This window comes from Aureimonas fodinaquatilis, from assembly GCF_008369445.1.
Classification (GTDB): Bacteria; Pseudomonadota; Alphaproteobacteria; order Rhizobiales; family Rhizobiaceae; genus Aureimonas; species Aureimonas fodinaquatilis.
This window is the reverse complement of sequence record NZ_VTWH01000002.1, coordinates 278,866-298,608: the sequence shown is the minus strand read 5'-3', so window position 1 is coordinate 298,608 and position 19,743 is coordinate 278,866. Positions and strand designations below refer to the sequence as shown.

The 19,743-nt window shown below is 55.8% G+C and carries 19 protein-coding genes and 1 riboswitch; of the genes, 6 read left to right on the top strand and 13 right to left on the bottom strand.

From position 1 onward, the window contains the following. Positions 1 to 190: 190 nt before the first annotated feature. Both FPY71_RS07515 and FPY71_RS07510 read right to left on the bottom strand, forming a co-directional pair. Positions 191 to 1,387: an aminotransferase class V-fold PLP-dependent enzyme gene (locus tag FPY71_RS07515; protein WP_149299264.1), complete on the bottom strand. Its 1,197-nt coding sequence runs from the start codon at positions 1,385 to 1,387 to the stop codon at positions 191 to 193. A gap of 105 nt (positions 1,388 to 1,492) precedes the next feature. Beyond that, positions 1,493 to 2,053, bottom strand: coding sequence for a TetR/AcrR family transcriptional regulator (locus FPY71_RS07510; RefSeq protein ID WP_246160187.1), 561 nt, complete (start codon positions 2,051 to 2,053; stop codon positions 1,493 to 1,495). Positions 2,054 to 2,158: 105 nt separating this feature from the next. Here FPY71_RS07510 and FPY71_RS07505 point away from each other — a divergent pair, with 105 nt between their 5' ends. Next, positions 2,159 to 3,346, top strand: a complete 1,188-nt coding sequence (locus FPY71_RS07505; protein ID WP_149299259.1) for an MFS transporter — start codon at positions 2,159 to 2,161, stop codon at positions 3,344 to 3,346. Positions 3,347 to 3,376: 30 nt separating this feature from the next. On the opposite strand, the gene FPY71_RS07500 is transcribed toward FPY71_RS07505, so the two are convergent. Next, positions 3,377 to 3,886: a histidine phosphatase family protein gene (locus FPY71_RS07500; protein WP_188052260.1), complete on the bottom strand. Its 510-nt coding sequence runs from the start codon at positions 3,884 to 3,886 to the stop codon at positions 3,377 to 3,379. A 60-nt stretch (positions 3,887 to 3,946) separates the two neighbouring features. Beyond that, a riboswitch (cobalamin riboswitch) is annotated at positions 3,947 to 4,097 on the top strand. 135 nt (positions 4,098 to 4,232) lie between these two features. Between FPY71_RS07500 and FPY71_RS07495 the strand changes: the two genes are divergently transcribed. From FPY71_RS07495 to FPY71_RS07485, 3 genes are read left to right on the top strand one after another with little or no spacing between them, the layout of a single operon-like run. Then, positions 4,233 to 4,442, top strand: coding sequence for a CbtB domain-containing protein (locus FPY71_RS07495; protein ID WP_149299256.1), 210 nt, complete (start codon positions 4,233 to 4,235; stop codon positions 4,440 to 4,442). Positions 4,443 to 4,454: 12 nt separating this feature from the next. Continuing rightward, positions 4,455 to 5,222, top strand: a complete 768-nt coding sequence (locus tag FPY71_RS07490; protein ID WP_149299254.1) for a CbtA family protein — start codon at positions 4,455 to 4,457, stop codon at positions 5,220 to 5,222. 19 nt (positions 5,223 to 5,241) lie between these two features. Further along, positions 5,242 to 5,841 carry a hypothetical protein gene (locus tag FPY71_RS07485; RefSeq protein WP_149299252.1) on the top strand — a complete coding sequence of 200 codons (600 nt, stop codon included), beginning with the start codon at positions 5,242 to 5,244 and terminating at the stop codon, positions 5,839 to 5,841. A 22-nt stretch (positions 5,842 to 5,863) separates the two neighbouring features. Here the strand turns inward: FPY71_RS07485 and catB are convergent, their stop codons facing one another. Continuing rightward, entirely contained in the window at positions 5,864 to 6,487 is a 624-nt protein-coding gene (catB, locus tag FPY71_RS07480) for a type B chloramphenicol O-acetyltransferase (RefSeq protein ID WP_149299250.1), read from the bottom strand. Positions 6,488 to 6,702: 215 nt separating this feature from the next. On the opposite strand from catB, the gene FPY71_RS07475 reads away from it, so the two are divergent. After that, complete coding sequence (locus FPY71_RS07475; protein WP_149299249.1) at positions 6,703 to 7,416, top strand: DNA helicase; 714 nt, start codon at positions 6,703 to 6,705, stop codon at positions 7,414 to 7,416. A gap of 34 nt (positions 7,417 to 7,450) precedes the next feature. On the opposite strand, the gene FPY71_RS07470 is transcribed toward FPY71_RS07475, so the two are convergent. Further along, positions 7,451 to 8,059 carry a class I SAM-dependent DNA methyltransferase gene (locus FPY71_RS07470; RefSeq protein WP_149299247.1) on the bottom strand — a complete coding sequence of 203 codons (609 nt, stop codon included), beginning with the start codon at positions 8,057 to 8,059 and terminating at the stop codon, positions 7,451 to 7,453. A 117-nt stretch (positions 8,060 to 8,176) separates the two neighbouring features. Between FPY71_RS07470 and mazG the strand changes: the two genes are divergently transcribed. Further along, positions 8,177 to 9,028 carry a nucleoside triphosphate pyrophosphohydrolase gene (gene mazG, locus FPY71_RS07465; protein ID WP_149300526.1) on the top strand — a complete coding sequence of 284 codons (852 nt, stop codon included), beginning with the start codon at positions 8,177 to 8,179 and terminating at the stop codon, positions 9,026 to 9,028. Positions 9,029 to 9,084: 56 nt separating this feature from the next. Here the strand turns inward: mazG and hflX are convergent, their stop codons facing one another. The 8 genes from hflX to FPY71_RS07425 form a co-directional block, all read right to left on the bottom strand. Continuing rightward, complete coding sequence (hflX, locus tag FPY71_RS07460; RefSeq protein WP_425457869.1) at positions 9,085 to 10,449, bottom strand: GTPase HflX; 1,365 nt, start codon at positions 10,447 to 10,449, stop codon at positions 9,085 to 9,087. 16 nt (positions 10,450 to 10,465) lie between these two features. After that, positions 10,466 to 10,699, bottom strand: a complete 234-nt coding sequence (gene hfq, locus FPY71_RS07455; protein ID WP_149299243.1) for an RNA chaperone Hfq — start codon at positions 10,697 to 10,699, stop codon at positions 10,466 to 10,468. A gap of 153 nt (positions 10,700 to 10,852) precedes the next feature. Next, positions 10,853 to 12,229 carry a Trk system potassium transporter TrkA gene (gene trkA, locus FPY71_RS07450; RefSeq protein WP_149299241.1) on the bottom strand — a complete coding sequence of 459 codons (1,377 nt, stop codon included), beginning with the start codon at positions 12,227 to 12,229 and terminating at the stop codon, positions 10,853 to 10,855. Between the two features lie 17 nt (positions 12,230 to 12,246). After that, the gene (gene ntrX / locus FPY71_RS07445) at positions 12,247 to 13,608 is read right to left on the bottom strand and encodes a nitrogen assimilation response regulator NtrX (protein ID WP_149299239.1); all 1,362 of its coding nucleotides are present in this window, start codon (positions 13,606 to 13,608) and stop codon (positions 12,247 to 12,249) included. Beyond that, on the bottom strand, positions 13,608 to 15,830 hold the full coding sequence (locus FPY71_RS07440) for a sensor histidine kinase NtrY-like (RefSeq protein ID WP_149299238.1): 2,223 nt from the start codon (positions 15,828 to 15,830) through the stop codon (positions 13,608 to 13,610). Before FPY71_RS07440 ends, ntrX begins: the two co-directional genes overlap by 1 nt. Before the next feature lie 76 nt (positions 15,831 to 15,906). Beyond that, positions 15,907 to 17,355: a nitrogen regulation protein NR(I) gene (gene ntrC / locus FPY71_RS07435; RefSeq protein WP_149299236.1), complete on the bottom strand. Its 1,449-nt coding sequence runs from the start codon at positions 17,353 to 17,355 to the stop codon at positions 15,907 to 15,909. Continuing rightward, positions 17,355 to 18,506, bottom strand: a complete 1,152-nt coding sequence (locus FPY71_RS07430) for a two-component system sensor histidine kinase NtrB (RefSeq protein WP_149299234.1) — start codon at positions 18,504 to 18,506, stop codon at positions 17,355 to 17,357. Before FPY71_RS07430 ends, ntrC begins: the two co-directional genes overlap by 1 nt. Next, positions 18,488 to 19,579 (bottom strand): tRNA dihydrouridine synthase, encoded by a 1,092-nt coding sequence (locus FPY71_RS07425; protein ID WP_149299233.1) that lies wholly within the window; start codon positions 19,577 to 19,579, stop codon positions 18,488 to 18,490. Before FPY71_RS07425 ends, FPY71_RS07430 begins: the two co-directional genes overlap by 19 nt. Between the last annotated feature and the right edge of the window lie 164 nt (positions 19,580 to 19,743).

Sequence of the window (19,743 nt, the reverse complement as noted above, 5' to 3'; positions counted from 1 at the left end):
ATTCGCTGAGCAAATATGCACTATGTCTATAGAGACAGTAGAGTGATGGATCGTCGTTTTTTCGATGATTGTTAGAACGTTTGTTTTCGAGTCAGCGCTTCTCTAGAATGTCATTGGGGATGGCGCACGGAATGGGTAAAATCGTCATCGCCACACGGCAAGATGGCAGAATCCGGAATTGAGGCTCGGCCTATCCTGCGGGAATCGAGCGCACAATATCGATCATCGCCTCGATTTCATCTTCAGTGTTGTAGTAGTGCGGCGAAGCACGAACGAGATCTGGAAGATGCCGCTTTGTGCTGTCAACCGGCGTGCTGGTCGGCGAAGAAACCGATACATTAACGCGATTGTCGAGCAATCTGGCTGCAACGTCAGTGGCTGGCAGGCCATCAAGCGTGAACGTGACAATTGCAGCCGGGTCTTTGCCCATATCATGGACCGTCACTCGGGGCACCTCGATCAGCTTGGCGCGCAACAATGCCGCCAGATGTTTGACACGCTGCTCAATGCGCGGGAGGCCTATGGCAATCGCTTGCTCAACCGCCACACCAAGCCCCAGCCGGGCAGCATAGTTTGCTTCCCATGTTTCAAAACGCCTGGCATCCGGGCGCAATTCATAGCGATCTCCGCCCGCCCATCTGGCGCCATACATGTCGATCATCGCCGGCTCAGTCTGCTGCATCAGGTTGCGGGATATATACAGGAAACCGGTTCCGCGCGGGCCGCGTAAAAACTTCCGTCCGGTGGCGGTGAGCATGTCGCAACCAAGCTCGGCAACATCCACCGGAATTTGCCCGACAGCCTGGCATGCATCCAGCAGATATGGAATTTTATGCGCCTTTGCGATTTTGCCAACGGCCGCCGCCGGGTTAACCAGCCCGCCATTCGTCGGCACCCAGGTTATGCTGATCAAACGCACCCGTTCATCAATCATTGCCTCAAGGGCGACGGGATCAAGTTCGCCATTGGCATTATCCGGAACCACGCTGATAACGGCACCGGTTCGCCGTGAGACCTGAAGATAGGCAAGGTAGTTGGCGGCATATTCGGCCGTCGTCGTCAGGATACGGTCGCCCGGCTTGAACGTCTGTGCGTAGAAAGCCCATTGCCATGCGACCGTGGCATTTTCCGCCAGCGCTATTTCATCAGGGTCAGCATTCAACAGCCGGGATACGCTGCCATATACATTTTCAACGCGCTCAGCCTGCTGGTTTCTGGCTTCATATCCGCCAATCTCGGCTTCCAGGCGAAGATGATCGACTACGGTTGATACCACACCGCTTGTCATCAGCGCTGCACCAGCATTGTTGAGATGGATGCGGCTGCCAGTTCCGGGCGTGGCAGACCTGAAACCCTCTACCTCGGCTTGAGAAATTGCTTCAATCATCTGTCACCCGATAGTTTGGTCAATGCACATTTTTGCCCCGCACTGGATCCTGCAGGACTTCTAACGACATCATTCTCATCAACGCTCATAGCATTTTCACCGGCTTCAACCAGCCTGATCCCGGCTCAGCCGTTCAATGATACGCGCAACTTCATCGCGCGAAATGCTGTCCACTTCAACGGAGTTGTGAATGGTGATGCCCTCGATTGCCATGTCAAGCGCACGCGATGTTGCCGCATCGAAGTGGCGGCTCAAAGCCTTGCGGCTTCCAGCCATCCATTTGGACATGATGCTGCGAACGGCGGGCTTGCGATTGGCATAAGCGTAGAGTTCAAATGTCAGCGTCATATTGCGCGGTGAAACCCAGACATCTCCGCAGATCAGATCAACCACAGCCGAGCGCGCCTCCTCCACCGTTTGGGCTGCATTCAGCCGATCCTGAAATCTGGCGGCAACCGACTGCGTGAATTGCTCAAACGCAGTGAACAGCAGATCGTCCATACCATTGAAGTGATATGTCATTGAACCAAGCGGCACGTTGGCTTCCGCAGCCACGCGGCGATGGGACGTGCCATCGACACCATGTTCAGCCACGACATTCAGCGCTGCCTGAATGATGCGGTTCCGCCGCTCAGGGTCGTGACGCCGTTTCGGTCCTGTTGCCACACTCACATCTTCCCTACGCAATTTGGCTTTACCAATTATACTCAGGAGCATATACACGCCTCAATGTACGAACGTACACAATAAATTCGGACCGATTTGAACCTGATGAATTCTCACGTCTCTGATAGCGCCAGAAATGCGCATATTCACCACAGATCCGGCACTCGTGAGCAGATGGGAACGCGCGCGATGTTTCTGGCCGCCGGTCTTGCCATGGCTGCCTGGGCACCTTTGGTCCCTTTCGCAAAGGCACGGGTGGAAATCAGTGATGGCTCACTGGGGCTGGTGCTTCTGTGCCTTGGGCTTGGCTCGATTGTTGCAATGCCGCTGACTGGCGTTCTGGCCAGCAAATATGGCTGCAAAGCTGTCCTCATGGTTTCATCCATCGCGGTTGCCGCCATTCTGCCAATGCTGGCGCTTTCAAACGATGTTCTGACTCTGGCTCTGTCGCTGGCATTCTTTGGCGCGGCGATCGGCACACTTGATGTCGCTGTGAACATTCAGGCGGTCATGGTCGAAAAAGACAGCGGTCGAAACATGATGTCGGGCTTTCATGGGCTGTTCAGCCTCGGCGGCATTCTCGGTGCGGGCGGCGTCAGTCTTCTCATGCAGGCAGGGCTTTCGCCACTTTACGCCACCCTCACCGTCAGTCTGGCAGTTGTCGTGCTTCTGTTTGCATCGCGCAGCGGCCTTCTTGCCTATGGCAACCGCGAAGCAGAAGGCACACCGCTTTTCGTCGTGCCAAAAGGCATCGTCGTTTTCATCGGTATTTGTTGTTTCATCGTGTTTCTTGGTGAAGGTGCCGTATTGGATTGGAGCGCGTTGTTCCTGATCACCTCACACGGTGTCGAACCGGCAATTGCCGGGCTTGGATATGCCGCATTCGCTGTCGCCATGACCGTTGGCCGCCTGACTGGTGATAAAATCATCAAAACATTCGGCTCAACAAATGTTCTGATCTTTGGCGGTGTTGTCAGCGCCGTGGGTTTCGTTCTTGCCGTTGTCTCCACCAGCCAGTCTCTGGCTTTCGCCAGCTTTTTCATGGTTGGTCTGGGCGCATCAAACATAGTTCCGGTGCTGTTTACGGCCGCTGGTGCGCAAACACGCATGCCATCAAGCCTGGCAATCGCTGCTGTTACGACCATTGGCTATGCGGGCATACTCATGGGTCCGGCAGCAGTTGGCGGCATCGCGCAGGTCGCAAGCCTGGGCGCAGCGCTTCTCATCATCGCAGCAGGCCTTTTGTTCGTCGGTCTTGCCGGAGCATGGGCACTCAAGCCAGCAAAAGCCTGACTTAGTGAAACAGCCTCGCCAATTACGAATCTAGACTGGTTTGCGCAGTCGGAGCGACCAGCGCAAACCATTGCTGTTCAGATATGTTGCGGATGCAAAATCCACGTCGATACGGTCTGTTGAAGCGAGCGGCGCAGACAGCACACCCAGAATTGCCAGCTTGATGATCGTCGGGTGCGTAACCACTAGACAGTGGCCACCATGGTCGATGTGAGAGCTCAGCCAATCCGATATTCGGGCGCCAGCATCGACCAGAGACTCCCCGCCATGCGGTGCCGCAGCCGGGTCACCAAGCCACGCTGAAACAGCGTCCGGCTCGCTCTCCATCAGATCATGCAAGGCAAGGCTTTTCCATCTGCCATAATCCACATCGCGAAAGGCCGGGCATATTTCCGGCTGTGCGGAGAGCGCATGTGCGGTTTCAATGCAAGACGCTTCCGGAGCACTGAACACTTTGTCTGCATGCCTGATCTCTCGCAGGCATTGAACAAGTTTTTCACTTTGCTCCGGCTCAAGCGGCCCCTCAGATGTCAGTCTCAACTCGCGGTTTGCTGTAGTTGCACCACGGCAGAACAGAGTTAAACGAGTGCTTTTATTCATATTCAACTGCTTTCGGCGGGTTGATTGACAGTAGAGACAGCAAATTGATACCTATATGCACCCAGCATCTGGAAGCCAGTGCAATTCTGGAGCGGTCGCGCCACTGTAATCGCCTGACAAGCGAGAGCCAGACCCGGTGATTGGGTAAATCTGAAGCATTTCCGGTTGAAACGGCCACGTTCCAACAGCATGCCAATGCGACAGAACAACGGGTCAGACCGGTTCATGCGATCACAGGATCGCGGAACAGGTCTGAATTCAGGACGCGCAATCCAGCGAGGACAATATGTCTGATACAGCTTTTTCGGCGAGACCAATCGCCACCCCGATTCCACTTGGCCAGTATGTGCCCTGGGCTATTTTTGGCACTTTACTGATGCTGATCGCCCTTTACTTCGTCAGCTCTGAGGAAGGCGCATTGCAACTGGTCCAGGGTGTTCCCGTGCATGAGTTTCTGCATGATGGCCGTCACCTTCTGGGTTTCCCCTGTCACTGAGGCGGTGTTGTCATGACTGTAAATCTTTTGGTGCGAGGAATGCTTGCCGGCCTTTTCGCAGGGCTGATAGCTTTTGGCTTCGCACACACATTCGGCGAACCGCAAATTGAACGTGCAATAGCTTTTGAAGAACTTATGGCGGCTGAGCAGCCAATGGGTGATGAGGCCGGGGTTGTTGAGGCCGAAGAGCCTGCACCTGTGTCGCGTGAAACCCAGGCCGGCATTGGTCTGTTCACCGCCATTGCGCTTTATGCTGTTGCAATGGGCGGTATTTTTTCCATTGTGTTCACCGGGCTTTATGGCCGGGTTGGCAATATCAGTCCGCGTGCGCTTTCCCTTATGCTGGGCTTGGCGGCTTTTATAGCGCTTGTGCTTGTGCCGGATTTGAAATACCCGCCAAACCCGCCTGCCGTTGGCGATCCTGAAACGATTGGTCCACGCACTGGCCTGTTCTTCATCACGATGATTGTTTCCATTATCGCGATGTATCTTGCTGTAGTCCTGTGGCAGCGCCTGCTGCCAGCGCTTGGCCGCTGGAATGCAGCTATTGCTGCGCTGGTTGCCTATATCCTTGTGCTTGCGGTTGTTCTTGGCCTTTTGCCCACTATCAACGAAGTTCCGGAAAACTTCCCGGCGCTTTCGCTCTATCAGTTCCGCCTGGCAACTGTGGGTATGCAGCTGACAATCTGGACAACAATCGCGCTGGCATTTGGCTATCTTGCTGAAAAAACGCTGGTGTCTTCCGGTCACTACCGGGGCGGCGCCAGAGTTCCGGCCTGATTGGGAACGGGGCATGATCATGGCCCGTCTAGCACTGGCCTGCCTGCTTCTGGCGCTGTGTCACAACAGCGCCGAAGCACATGGCAGACGGTTGCCAGCGTTGAACGCCAGCGGGCTTGAAATTCCAAGCAGCGGCCATGGTGAGTTGATTGCGCTGTCACGGCACTACGGCGACATTATTGCGTTGGCGGACAGGCACAATACGACCGACCCCAAATTCCGCAAGCTCAGCAATTACGCGCGGATTCAGCGCTATTATTGCTTTTGGGGCATGGCGCCCTATTCCGCTTCGGATGAAGAAAGCCCGTTCAACGAATGCAGCCACGCCTATCTTTCGGCGGCCAAACAGTTGCTTCTTTATATGCGGGATATGCCCGCGGTAGCACCCGACGCAAATGCCCTCACCTCGAAAATTGACGCTGAGATGGTTCAGGAAGGACTTGCCTTTATCGGCTGCCAGTATTCTGGCGAAGTGTTTTTCACCAGCGAGTTTCTGACACCGCATTGGGAATTGCTGCCCAAGCACCCGCCAAGCCTGATTGCCGCATCCGTGCCTGTGGTGCTGTTGGCTGGCGGAAGTCTGGCGCTTCGTCAGCGCAAAAGAACTCGGCATAGCTAGCTGGCGGCCAGCAATGTCCCTGTCACTGTGCCTGCCAGTGCCGGTAAAGCCCGTCAATGTCGCCACTGGTCAGAAGCGGCATAGCAGATTGGCGTTGATCATCTGTCCAGTCCCACCAGGCCATTTCCAGCAGCATGGCAATCTGTGGTTCACCAAATCGCTTGCGCAGCGGTTTGCCGGGGTTGCCGACAACAATTGCATATGGTTCGACATTTCGTGTCACAACTGCGCGTGTGCCAATCACAGCCCCATGCCCGACCTGCACCCCCGGCATGACAATCGCCTCAGAACCAATCCAGACATCATTGCCGATAACGGTGTCGCCGCTGGGCTTGTACCCGTCATGCGCGCCGGCGAATTCCGGAGATTCCGGCACATAGAAAAACGGAAATGTGCTGGCCCATTCCGTTCGATGCCCCTGATTACCAGCCATAATGAATGCAGCACCCGAGCCGATTGAGCAGAAACTGCCGATGACCAGTCTATCCGCATCTTCTTGCGGGAGAATATAGCGGGCGCAATCTTCAAAGCTGTGGCGGTGATAATAGCCGGAATAATAGCTGTAGCGGCCGACGACAATGTTGGGATGGCTCACTTGCTGGTCCAGCGGAATGCCTTTAAACGGGCTTTCAAAATAGTTTGTCATGAGCACCACCTGCAAATCCTGAACCCGCAATCAAACCGGAGAGGCATTGCCCTGAGCCATGCGGCTTGCTAGCTTCCGGCCAAAGGCTTGGCCCGCGCCTCCCCCCTCCAAATGGGGAAGTATCACACATGCAGGGTAACACAACACAATCGAACCATCTGTTCGAGGGTCGCATGAGGAGGGGTTGCGGTTACGACTCGTAACGGAGGGCTTTGATGAAACTTTCTGCACCAATTTTCCAGCTCAAGCGCCGCGCCAAATTGCTGGCAAGGAGCCAGGCCATTCCGCTCAACCAGGCACTGGACCAGATTGCTCAGGAACAAGGTTTTGCTCGCTGGAGCTTGCTGGCCGCGCAACCCGGGGGTGAGCCTGAAAGGCTTACATTGTTGCCCCGGCTCGCCAATGGCGACCTGTTGCTTTTGAGCGGTCGCCCGGGACATGGAAAAACAAGTCTGGGCCTGACCTTGCTGCTTGAAGCGGCCAGAAACAAACGTCGCGCGGTGTTATTCACGCTGGAGATGACCGAAGCTCAGGCCAGAAACAGCCTCTGCCGTCTGGAAGAAACCGCTACGGACTTGAGATCTGAGATTGAGATTGTCACCTCAGAAGACATTTGCGCCAAATTCATCATCGATCATCTGGGTGAAGAGGCTGCCAATTGTGTGGCGGTCATCGATTATCTGCAATTGCTCGACCAGCAACGAAGCAAACCGCCGCTTTCCAACCAGATGCTGGCGCTGGGAGCATTTGCACAGCGCACGGGCGCCACGCTGGCATTCATATCGCAGATAGATCGCTCGTTTGATGCGGAGGTGAAGACAATGCCTGATCTGAAGGATATTCGCCTGCCAAACTATCTGGATTTGACGCTGTTCACCAAGGCGTGCTTCCTTCACGGTGGCAAAATGCGTCTGCAGAACGTGGCCTGAAGGCCTCACCACGCAGGGGTGCGGCTTATGGCATTCAGGCCTTTCTGGCCAGCCAGACGGTAGCTCCTCCGCAAGACGGGTCTTCCTTCACATGGTCCACAACCGTGAATCCATATGCCTGCAGCAGGTCGCGATATTCCGAACTGTCCAGGCTGGAATGGTAGAGCGGCTGGCCCTCAAAAGTTCCTATGGCCTCGCCATGTGCTGGTCCACTGGTGAACATGAGCGCCGCCCCTGCGGCGCTCAATCGGTCAAATGTTGCAAACATCTGCCGTTGGTCTTCAAATGTCAGATGGAAAAAGCTGTGCCATGCAATGATACCGTGGAAGCGCTTCATCTCAGGCAGTTTACGCATGTCGGCGACCAGCCAGCTCTGGTCCGGAAAATTCACTGTGGCGCGGTCAATCATTTCAGCCGCTCCGTCTACTCCGGTGATGCGGCATCCCTGCTCAATCAGATATCCCGCCAGCGGCATGCCGTTGCCACATCCGACATCCAGCACGTCAACACCTGCCGGTGGCATGGTCCGAACAAATGCATCAAGCCAGTTTCGCTCAAAAAGATCGCGCCCACGCTGCTCTTCAAATGATGCCGCGTGTTCCTGATACAGCTTGATGACATTCTCCGCATCCGAGGTGGGCATATCGGCTCCCATGCAAAATCTGCGTTTTGAAATGCTGCGATTGCTGATGTGATTGGCTATAAGACAAAAATCGGCATCCGCGCCGCATTTCGACAAGACCATTTGGACAGTTTTATGATGATCCCTTCCCGCGATATTCAACGCCTTGTCGAAATCATGCGTGCATTGCGCCACCCGGAAACCGGCTGCCCGTGGGATCTGGAGCAGAGTTTTGATTCAATCGTGCCCTATACGATTGAGGAAACCTATGAGGTGGTTGACGCAATCCAAAGGCGCGATGCCGAAGATCTTTGTGAAGAGCTTGGTGATCTTCTGCTTCAGGTTGTCTATTACAGCCAGCTTGCACAGGAAGCAGGTTTGTTTGAATTTGGCGACGTCGTTTCAGGCATCACATCCAAGATGATACGCAGACACCCGCATGTTTTCGGAGATGCGGAACAACGCGATGCGGGTGCGGTGAAGGGCAACTGGAACCGGATAAAGGCAGACGAGAAAGCCCAGCGAGCGCAGAAGCGGCTGGACCGCGCTGCGAAACAAAGCGAGGACGGAGACTGGCACCTGCGGCCAGAGCCGGAAAAAGCCGGTCTGCTGGATACGGTATCAGGCGCTTTTCCAGCAGTGATTCTTGCCACGAAGCTTCAAGAAAAAGCCGCAACAGTCGGATTTGATTGGCCTGATCCAGAGCCGATCATAGATAAGGTGCGGGAAGAAACCAACGAATTCGCGCATGCGCTGGAAACCAACAACCGCCGCGCACAGGAGGATGAACTGGGCGACCTCTTGTTCAGCGTCGTCAATCTGGCCCGGGCCTTTAAAATAGACCCGGAAGTGGCACTGCGGCGGACAGTGCAAAAGTTCCGCGATCGTTTTTCCTATATCGAGCAAGAGCTTGCACGCACCGGCTCAAGTATTGAAAAAGCCAGCCTGGAAGAGATGGAGGTGCTTTGGCAGCGCGCCAAACAGCCCTGACCCTTCAGCATTGCTCGATGAACGATGATGGTCCATCGTCGACACACTGCTTCAGCCTATTCTATCCGCAACCCGGAATGTTCTTCCGACATTTGCCGCAGGTCGCTGCGGGCCTGGTCGGTAATGGTCAGTGCCAGGGAGACGCCGCCATCCTCATGGTCTTCCCGCCTGACAACGGTTGAATTGTCATAAAACCACGGCAGCAGGTTCAGGCGCTGCGCTGGAACATAAATGTTCAGCGAGCTGGCATCGCCTGCTATCCGGCTTTCGACATCTGCCAGCAAAGCTTCCAGACCTTCGCCGGTCAGTGCCGAAACAAGATGCGCCTTCACTCCGGAGTCTGAAGCCTGACCTGCTGTTTGCAAATGGGTCAACGCCGTTTCGTCCAGAAGATCTATCTTGTTCCAGACCTCAATCACCCGTTTGCTGTCATCCGGGTCAACGTCCAGACTTTTCAGAATCTTGCGAACATCACCGGCCTGCGCCAAGGCTTCCGGGTGGGACATATCCCGCACATGAAGCACAAGATCGGTTTCAATCACCTCTTCCAGTGTGGCGCGAAACGCTGCGACCAGATGGGTAGGCAGTTCTGAAATAAAACCCACCGTGTCAGAAAAAATAACTTCGGTGCCGTGAGCAAGGCGCAACCGGCGCAAAGTCGGATCCAGCGTTGCAAACAGCAGATCCTTGGCGAAAATATCGGCACCGGTCATGGTGTTGAACAGTGTTGATTTGCCGGCATTGGTATAGCCAACAAGCGCCACTACGGGATGTGGTGCCTTTTTGCGCTTGGCGCGATGCAATGTCCGTGTGCGCCGAACAGCGTCCAGTTCTTTCTCCAGGCGCTTGATTTTTTCCTGCAATTGCCGCCGGTCGGACTCAATCTGGGTTTCACCGGGGCCGCCCAGAAAACCCGCGCCGCCACGTTGCCGTTCAAGGTGGGTCCACGACCGAACAAGCCGACCCTTCTGGTAGTTCAAATGTGCAAGCTCAACCTGCAACCGCCCTTCCTTGGTGCGGGCGCGCCTGCCAAAAATCTCCAGGATCAGACCAGTGCGGTCCAGAACCTTGGCGTTGAGTTCTTTTTCCAGATTGCGCTGCTGCACCGGGGTCAGTGGGTGGTCGATGATCACCAGTTCCAGCTCCAGCGTTTCCACCAGAGCCTTCAACTCTTCCACCTTGCCGGAACCGATCAGGGTTGCCGGGCGTGCCTTGCCAACCGAGACAACCTCTGCCGCGAGCACATCCAGATCGATTGCGGCTGCCAGCCCGACGGCTTCAGCAAGCCGCTCGTCAGAGCCACGTTTCACAACATCACCCGGCTCTTCCAGCGGAGCGGGTGCCTTTACTGCAGGTACGAAAACACCGGCGCGTGTTGGCGCCTGGCGATGTTCAACTGCGGATTCGTTTTTTTCAATCAAAGATTGCTTCAATCAATCAGTCTTCATCTTCATGCATCACCACGGGCTGTGATGGCATGATTGTTGAAATTGCATGCTTGTAAACAAGCTGCGAGTGCCCGTCACGACGCAGCAGCACACAGAAATTGTCGAAAGATGTAACAATGCCGGTTAGCTTGACGCCGTTGACCAGAAAGATTGTCAGGGAAATTTTCTGCTTGCGAACTGCGTTAAGAAAAACATCCTGAAGGTTCTGTGATCGTTCGGCCATTGCCCGTCCTGTCTGTGCATTTTTTGTTGTTGGCTCTTCACCGTTTCCGACCATATAGGACGTGGCAAGTGAATCTGCGAGGTGCCGGGCGGAATCAATCCCGTATAGTTTGGAAACTACCAGCCGTTATGGCTGCAGCATAGGGTATATATACTAAAAGAACTCAAGACTAACTCTAAAAAGCTGTTCGACCTTGCGAACAGCGTGCCCCGCGGCAAAAATCACCACCCTGTCCCTGGGCTTGATCTTCATCTGCCCATCGGGGCGGATAAAAGTCTCATTGCGCCATATTGCGCCGATACGCAATCCGTCCGGCAAATCCAGCTCACGCAGCGATACGCCAACCAGCGGCGAAGTTTCCAATGCATCAGCCTCTATCAGTTCCGCACGCCCATCCAGAATGGAGTGGACGGAACGAATGCGCCCGCGGCGAACATGTTGCAACACGCGTGAAATCGTCACGGAACGCGGGTTGATATAGGCATCGATGCCCAGTGGCCGGGTGAAAGTCTGAAATGCCGGGTCGTTGATCAGGGCAAGATTGGTTTTGCAGCCCAGCCGCTTTGCCAGAACGCTGGAAAGAATATTGACCTTGTCGTCATTGGTCAGGGCAATCATCAGATCGGCATCGTCAATGTCTGCCTCACGCAGGATGGCCTGATCCAGCGAACTGCCATTCAGAACAATGGTGTTGTTCAACTGGTCTGCCACCTGATGCGCCCGGCTTGCATTTGCCTCGATCAACCGCAGACGCGCAGACAGTTTTCGCCGTTCCATTTCCTGGGCAACGAACAGGCCGATATTGCCACCGCCGGCAATGACAATGCGGCCTGCTTCCGGCTCTTCATGGCCAAACAGCAGCAGAGTGCGTTTGATCTGCCCCTCGTCTGCAACAACATAGGCAATATCGCCGGTTACCAATGCATCGGCAGTGTTGGGCACAATAAGCTCATTGCCGCGCCATATGCCCACCACCGTCGCACCAAGATCAGGAAAAAGCTCCGTCAGCTGACCCAGCGGCTTGTTGACGATCGGACAATCTTCCCGGCACTCGATGGCCACCGTGACCATGCTGGTGTCGGAAAAACGGATGACATCCATGGCACCGGGCAAGGAAATTCGCCGAAGCACCATTTCGCCCACCTCACGCTCCGGCGAGATGATGGCGTCAATCGGCATATGATCGGTGGAGAAAAAATCCTGCAGATCTGATCGCAGATATGACTGCGACCGTATGCGCGCAATTTTTGTGGGAATGTTGAACACCGAGTGCGCCACCTGGCACGCAACCATATTCACTTCGTCATGCAGCGTCACAGCCACAAGCAGATCTGCCTGGTCGGCTCCCGCCTCCTGCAACACTTCCGGATAAGCGCCATGGCCCACAATGCCGCGTGCATCCAGCGTATCGCGCACCACCTGCACAAGCGCGGGTGATGTGTCGATAACCGACACATCATGATACTCCGCCGCCAGCCTTTCAGCTATGCCGTAACCGACCTGGCCTGCCCCGCATATGACGACTTTCATGGCCGTAGGTCCGGTTGTCAGATACCAAGAGATTTGAGCTTGCGGTGCAGCGCAGAACGCTCCATTCCGACAAACTCGGCGGTGCGCGAAATATTGCCGCCGAAGCGGTTGATCTGCGCAACCAGATATTCCTTCTCAAACACTTCTCTAGCATCACGCAGTGGCAGCGCCAGGATTCTGCCGTCGGACTGGCTTGGGGTGCGTGGCAACATATCGCTGACCTCATGCGGCAGCATATCGGCCGAAATCGCCGCATTTTCATCCTGCCGCGACAGGATCATCAACCGCTCGATATTGTTGCGCAATTGCCGAATATTGCCTGGCCAGTCGCTGGATTGCAGAACGGCCATGGCTTCGGGGCTGATTTCCTTGGGCCGAATGCCGGTCTGTTCACCAATCTGGCCCATGAAAGCCTCGATCAGCATGGGAATATCGGCCCGCCTGTCGGCCAGTGGCGGCACCGCAATCGGCACCACGGCAAGGCGGTGATACAAATCCTCGCGAAACGCCCCTTCGGCGATCAGTGACTCAAGGTTCTGCGCGGTGGAAGAGATGATGCGCACATCAACCTTGACCTTTTTGGCACCGCCCACACGCTCGAATGTCTGTTCCGTCAAAACCCGCAAAATCTTGTTCTGGGTTTCACGCGGCATGTCGCCAACTTCATCCAGATACAAAACGCCGCCATGCGCCTCTTCAAATGCACCGACCTTGCGTTCCACGCCGGCGGGCGTTTCCGTACCAAACAGCTCCACTTCCATGCGATCAGGCGTGATCATTGCCGCATTCAATGCCACAAACGGACCATTGGAGCGGATAGAGGCAGAGTGAATGGCCCGCGCCACCATTTCCTTGCCTGAACCGGAAGGACCCAGGATCATGATCCGGCTGTTGGTTGGCGCCACCCGGTCTATGGTGGTGCGCAGCTGGTTCATCACATGTGATTTGCCAATCAGGTCCGGAAAATCCGAACTGCGGCGGCGCAATTCCAGCACTTCGCGCTTGAGCTTTGATGTTTCAAGCGCTCGCTCGGCCACCAGAACAAGGCGGTCCGCCTTGAACGGCTTTTCGATATAATCATATGCGCCGCGACGAATTGCAGAAACCGCAGTTTCAATATTGCCGTGACCGGAGATCATCACCACAGGCACTTCAGGGTGCTGCGCCTTGATAACCTCCAGAAGATCCAGCCCATCCAGCTTGCTGCCTTGCAGCCAGATATCCAGAAAAATCAACCGTGGAACGCGGTCGGCAATAGCCGCCAGCGCGGCATCGGAATTGCCGGCAGTTCGGGTTTCATGCCCTTCGTCTTCCAGAATGCCCGAAACCAGATCACGGATATCGGTCTCGTCATCGACGACCAGGATGTCAGAAGCCATCAGTCCTCACCATTCGTCGTTGGAATTTGGGTGGCCGAGGCCACATTTTGTGTTTTTTGACCCGGAAGCCGGATGCGAACCAGCGCACCTGTGCCCTGTGGTGCATCATCCAGCTCGATCGAGCCGCCATGCTCTTCCACAATCTTGCGCACAATAGCCAATCCCAGGCCGGTGCCTTTTTCGCGGGTCGTCATATAGGGCTCCAGCAGCCGTTCCCGATACTCTGCGGGAAAGCCGGTGCCGTTGTCCTGAATTTCAACAATATGCCATTCACCCTCCGTACGGGCGCGAACAATAATGCGCCTGTCATCCTGACCAGCCTGCTCAAAGGCTTCGACAGCATTTTTCACAAGATTGCCAAATGCTTGCGAAAGCAACCGGATGTCATAGTCTCCTGACATTTCGGATTTAGGGATTTCATCGGTAAAGGAAATACCGTGGTCTCCCATCTCCCGCATGAAAATGGCTTCATTCAACGCTTCACGCAGGTCCTTGGGCTCCATGGCCGGCTTGGGCATGCGGGCAAAGGACGAGAATTCATCCACCATGCGGCCAATGTCGGAAACCTGCCGGATAATCGTATCCACGCAGCGGTCGAAAACCTCGCGGTCGTTGCTGTCAATCAGCTTGCCATAGCGGCGGCGAATGCGCTCTGCCGAAAGCTGGATTGGCGTCAACGGGTTTTTGATCTCATGTGCAATGCGCCTTGCAACGTCGGCCCAGGCGGATGAACGCTGCGCTTCCACCAGATCGGTAATATCATCCAGCGTCACCACGCTGGACTGGGTGCCCGGGCTGTGCCCTTCCGATGTGACGCGAATGTTCAGCACGCGGTCGCGCTGCTTGATCTGGTCCTGATGCTCGCCTTTGCGAGACAGCATTGCAGACTGATGAATTTCACCGATCAGCGGAAACAGGTCGGAAAGCGGCTTTCCTTCGGCGTCATGCGAGCTTGTGGAAAGAATCCGCTCTGCCGACGGGTTCAGCATGGAAATTGCACCCTTGGCAGTGACACCCACGACACCCGCCGTCACGCCTGACAAAACCGCTTCGGTGAAGCGGCGCCGTTCATCAATCATATCCTTGGCGTTGACCAGCTCCGCTCTCTGGCTGCGCAGTTGCTGGATCATGTTGTTGAATGTGTTGGAGAGCGAACCGACATCACCGTCTGACACCCGCACGGGAACCGACACGGAAAGATTGCCCTCGCTCACCTCATCCGCCGCGCCAATCAACAGGCGGATAGGCCTGACCAGCTTGTCCGCCACGCCAATGCCGGTCCAGATAGCGGACAGCAGCACAATCAGCGTAATGCCAAGGTAAAGCAGGGCAAATGCTACCTGCATGCCAAAGCGATTGGATTCCAGCGCGGAATATTCCGCCGTTCGATCTTCCATCAAACGCAGCGCCGCCAGAACTTCCGGATCCACAGCGCGCACTGTGTATAGGTAGATATCGCCAAAATCGCGCAGCCGGGTTACCGCACCGACGAGATTGGTCACACCCGGCGGAATGAACACCAGATTGCCGCCGGCTGCCTGTTCCAGCGCGTCGGCAGGCGGCGCGGGCAAGGATTTGTCGGCCGTCACATCGGCCTTCAGAAATGGCGTGCCTTCCGCCCGCAGAAGTTGCGCCCCAAGCAGAGACCGGCCACGTGCCTGCTCGGTCATCAATTGCTGAAAACCGTTGCGGTCCAGATCATAGAGCCTGCGCTGCGCCTGCAGGTCATATGCCATGGACAGGGTCGAACCCTGCAAATTGCGGGCATTTTCATTCACATAGGCGCGGGCCACGCTGATAGAGTTGTCAATAATGGCCCTGGTGCGCATTTCGAACCAGCGGTCCAGACCAAGATCCAGCGTTATGCCCGCAACAATGGCAACAAGAATGGCCGGAAAGGCCGCGACAATGGAAAACAGAACAACAATGCGCACATGCAGGCGGGAAGCAGCCTTACCTTGCTGCCTTGCCCGCACCATGCGCATGACCTCGCGCCCGATAAGCGCGCACAGCAGCAGCACAAAAAGCCCGTTAACAAGCGATGCAACTGTGACAACCGTTTCCGTTGGCGCGATGGGTGTCAGGCCCATCAGAACAACAAACGAAACCGCACCTGTCACAAGCGCGCCGATAACCGCCAGCACACCGGGGATCAGCATGAAGCGCCGTCTGTCCCGCAGGAGAGATAGGCCTTCTTCCGTTTGAACAGTTTGAACTGCCATGAGTCGCCGTGTTGTTTCACTCGTGGCAGTTTTGCAACGTATTGTGTTTAGATTGCAACGACCTTGTGAGAAATTTCTACCGGATCGAGCGCACAACCATTACATCAAGGTCACGAATTTTTTTGCGCAGCGTGTTGCGATTGACGCCTAACAGGTCTGCTGCTTTTACCTGATTTCCTCGTGTTGCAGCCAGTGCTGCAGCAATCAGCGGATACTCGATTTCACGCAGAATCCGCCCGTGAAGACCGGGGGGCGGCAAATCGTCGCCAAAAGAATTAAAGTAATCTGCCAGATAGCGCTCAACCGAAGCTGACAGGTCCACCGCCTTGCCATTTTCCGGTTCATCAGCGGTGTTTCTCACAAAATCGCTGGAAATTTCGTGCTCGACCAGATCTGCAGTGATTTCATCCTGAGGATAAAGCGCAGACAATCGCCGCACAAGATTTTCCAACTCGCGCACATTCCCGGGCCAACTGTGTCGGCGCATAACGTCCAGCGCGCCCTTGCCCAACGTTTTGCGGGGCAGCCCTTCGTTCTGCACCTGCGCGAAGAAGTGCCGTGTCAGATCTGCCAGATCCTCGATGCGCTCGCGCAATGGCGGCAAACGCAGCGGCACAACATTCAACCGATAGAACAGGTCCTCGCGGAACTGGCCGCGCTGTATGAGCTGGCGCAGATCCTTGTTGGTAGCGGCAACAATGCGCACATCCGCGGTAATGGGCGTGCGCCCGCCAACAACGGTGTATTCGCCCTGCTGAAGAACACGCAGCAGCCGGGTTTGCGCTTCCATTGGCATATCGCCAATTTCATCCAGAAACAGTGTGCCGCCTTCTGCCTGTTCGAAACGCCCGCTAGCCCGCGCCTGCGCACCGGTAAAGGCGCCCTTTTCATGCCCGAAAAGTTCCGATTCAATCAGATCACGCGGTATCGCGGCCATATTGATTGCAACAAAAGGGCCTTTGCTCCGCCTGCCATAATCATGCAATGCGCGCGCCACCAGCTCTTTGCCGGTGCCCGATTCCCCGGTGATCAGCACTGTGAGGTCGGTTTGCATCATTCGCGCCAGCGCGCGGTAAATATCCTGCATTGCTGGTGAACGACCAACCAGCGGCATCGCCTCGCTCTGGCTGTCGGTTGCATCTGCCCGCAGCCGTGATTTCGGCTCGGCCAGCGCCCGGCGGACAATGGCCACAAGTTCGCCAAGGTCAAAAGGCTTCGGCACGTAGTCATAGGCCCCGCGCTCCGAGGCTTTGATCGCTGTCATGAACGTGTTCTGCGCACTCATGACCACAACCGGCAGGTCCGGGCGCGTGTTGCGCATGCGCGGCAAGACATCAAAAATATCGCCGTCCGGCATCAACACGTCGGTAATGACAAGATCGCCCTCGCCGCCTGCAACCCAGCGCCACAGCGTGGCGATGTTGGATGTAACCCGAACCTCGAAACCGGCGCGCAGCAGCGCCTGGGAAAGAACGGTGCGGATTGCGGCATCATCGTCCGCAACAAGAATCTGAGCCGCGGCCATTAAAACGCCCCCCCGATGACACTGCTTGAATCGTTCATGCTTTCACTCCAGGCGGGCATTAAAATTCGAAAAACCGTGTGGCCGGGCTGGGAGTCACATTCGATGACGCCGCCATGATCACCAACAATTTTGGCAACCAATGCCAGTCCCAGACCGGTGCCGCTTGGCTTGGTGGTGATGAACGGATCAAAGATGTTTTCCTTGATATCATCCGGCACGCCCGGGCCATTGTCTTCCACAGAAAACTCCAGCGGCAGGGTTACCCGGTTGCGGCTTCCGGGTACGGAAAGGCGAATGCCGGGGCGAAATGCCGTAACCAGCCGAATTTCACCATCCGGCATATGCGCAACGGCTTCACTGGCATTCTTGACCAGGTTCAGAAACACTTGAATCAACTGGTCTCTGTTGGCCAGAACCGACGGAAGCGACGGATCATAAATCTCGCTGATCTTGATGTTGCGGGCAAATCCGCTGCGACCAAGCGTTTTGACGTGTTCCAGAACCGAGTGAATATTGACCGCGGATCTCTCGATAGGCCGCTGATCGGAGAACACTTCCATGCGATCGACCAGCTTGCCAATTCTCTCGCTCTCTTCCTGAATCAGCCGTGTGAGAATGCGGTCTTCATCCGAGGCGGAGCTTTCGAGCAATTGTGCGGCTCCGCTGATGCCCGACAAAGGATTGCGAATTTCATGCGCCAGCATGGAAGCCAGCCCGGTGACCGAGCGGGCGGCAGAGCGGTGCGTCAATTGCCGATCCATTTTGTCGGCAATTGACCGCGGGAGGATCATGACGACCACATGATCGCGCTCCTCCGGCAAGGCTGAAACATAAAGATCAACCAGCCGTTCTCCGCCAAGACGCGGCGAAGACAGCTCCACCCGATATTCGCTGATGCGCGAGCCGGTATTTCGCACCTGGTCAATCAGCGAAAAAAGCGGGCTGTCGGCGGGTACAAACTCTTTCAGCCGCCGGCGCGAAAGATAGCTTGCGCCTGCTGAAAAGAATATTTCCGCGTCGGAATTGGCGAAGCTGAAATTGCCATCAGGCGCTATCACGATCACCGGATGCGGCAAGGCATTCAGAATCTGAAAAGGGTCATTTGTCTGGCTGGTCGAATTTGCCACTGCTCTCAAGCTGCCTTCTGCCATTGGGACTGGGTTGCCGCCTCCACCTCGGCAAGTGAAACTCCGTTGAACAGGTGGCCAAGTCGCCGCAGCACTGTTTCATGACAGTCAGACCGCAGGATTGCCTGTCGCTCTGCCGCCAGATCGCCAGTGGCCAACCCGTCAAAACTATCGAAATACCAGCCAAGATGCTTGCGGGCGGAACGAAGTCCCGGCATCTGACCGTAATGGCCAAGCATGCCTTGCAGATGCCCGCGCACCATGTCGCCAAAATCAATTGATGCCAGTTCGGCAACACCAAGCCGTCCGCTCAGCAGTCCGGCGCGCCACGGCTGCCCACACAGAGCCCGCCCCAGCATCACGCCATCAGCGCCACTGGCCGCCAGCGCATTCAAAGCGCTTTTTTCACCAGAAATGTCACCATTGACGATCACCGGAATGGACACGGCATTCTTAACCGGGCGCACGGCTGCCCAATCCGCGTTGCCGTTATAGAACTGATCACGGGTGCGCCCGTGCACTGTTACGAGCCTGATGCCTGCTTTTTCAGCGCCAGCCGCAAGCTCCGGCGCGTTCATGTTCTGCCTGTCCCAGCCCAGTCGCATTTTTAGTGTTACCGGAACAGGCCCAGCGCCCTGCACAGTGGCCTCTATCAACTGCTGCGCCAGTTCAGGCTCACGCATCAGCGCAGATCCGGAATAGCCTCCGACAACCTTTTTCGCCGGGCAACCGAAATTGATATCAATCAGATCCACGCCCTCTGCGGCCAGAATTTCCGCGGCCGCACGCATTGTCCCAGCCTCACGGCCAGCCAGTTGCACGGCACGTATACCCTGCCCGTCTGCCATGGCCCGGCGCATGCTTTCCCGAGAGCCACGCACCAGTTCGCCGCTGGCAACCATTTCGGAAAACACCAGATCTGCACCCAGTGAACGAAGCAGCCTGCGGAACGGCACATCGGTTATCCCGGACAGAGGCGCGCAGAAAACACGGTTTCTCAACAGAAGCGGACCCGACAGCAAGGGTGTGCTTGCCCAGCCCGATGCCGCTGGCGTGCAGGCGTTGCCTGCCGCAATTTTGTGCTGAATTGAAACCATGAGTGATCTTTATATAGACATGCTCAAATAGCAAGCAATTCATATAGGCTTACTTAGTTTTTAGTGCGGTGCAACCCAATTGTGCAGGAGCGACATTTTTGTTGAAAGCTTGCACCTTCCAGCCGATTGTGGTCCAGCCATAGCCGGGAGTTTGCGAGGGGCTT